At 68.7% G+C, this 1,056-nt stretch carries 1 protein-coding gene; it reads right to left on the bottom strand.

Features of this window, described 5'->3' with window-relative positions:
- A partial coding sequence (gene xylA / locus ACWD3D_RS37405; RefSeq protein ID WP_451465075.1) for a xylose isomerase occupies positions 1 to 992 on the bottom strand: 992 nt, incomplete at its 3' end.
- Between the last annotated feature and the right edge of the window lie 64 nt (positions 993 to 1,056).

Genomic DNA, 1,056 nt, shown 5'->3' with positions numbered 1-1,056 from the left:
GCTTCCTGGACGGCGGGGTCGTTGCGGAAGGCCGCGGCGCGCTCCTTGAGGATGAGGTAGTTGCGCATGCAGTTCTTCGCGGACTCCCAGACGCCGTCGATGCCGTCGGTGCGTACCGGCTTGAAGTCGAAGTGGCGGGGGCCGGTGTAGTCGGAGTTCTCCAGGAGGTCGACGAGCCAGAAGGCCTGGCGGAGGTCGCCGGCGCCGAAGCGGAAGTCCTGGTCGTACTTGATGCCGGACTGGCCGTTGAGGTCGATGTGGTAGAGCTTGCCGGCCCACAGGGCCTGGGCGATGCCGTGGGGGAAGTTGAGTCCGGCCATCTGCTCGTGGCCGACCTCGGGGTTCACGCCGTAGAGCTCGGGGCGTTCCAGGCGCTCGATGAAGGCGAGGGCGTGGCCGACGGTGGGCAGGAGGATGTCGCCGCGGGGCTCGTTGGGCTTGGGCTCGATCGCGAAGCGGATGTCGTAGCCCTTGTCGGTGACGTACTCGCCGAGGAGGTCGAAGGCTTCCTTCATGCGGTCGAGGGCGTCGCGGACGTCCTTGGCGCCGCCGGACTCGGCGCCTTCGCGGCCGCCCCAGGCGACGTAGGTCTCGGCGCCGAGCTCGGCGGCGAGGTCGATGTTGCGGATGACCTTGCGCAGCGCGTAGCGGCGGACGTCGCGGTCGTTGGAGGTGAAGCCGCCGTCCTTGAACACGGGGTGCGTGAACAGGTTGGTGGTGGCCATCGGGACCTTCAGGCCGGTGCGCTCCAGCGCGTCCTTGAACCGGCCGATCACCGCGGCGCGCTCGCTGTCCGAGGACCCGAAGGGGATCAGGTCGTCGTCGTGGAACGTCACACCGTGCGCGCCGAGCTCCGCGAGCCGCTCGACGGACTCGACCGGGTCCAGCGCCGGGCGGGTCGGCTCACCGAAGGGGTCGTTGCCCCGCCAGCCCACGGTCCAGAGACCGAAGGTGAACTTGTCAGCGGAAGTGGGAGTGAAGCGGTCCGACATGTCTGCCTCTTGATCGACGGGCCCGGACGGCTGCTCTGCCGACCGACCAATTTGTTCAGTGCCA

Source organism: Streptomyces sp. NPDC002690 (genome assembly GCF_053592415.1).
The sequence above is the reverse complement of the archived record's forward strand: the minus strand, read 5'-3'. Positions and strand labels throughout refer to the sequence as shown.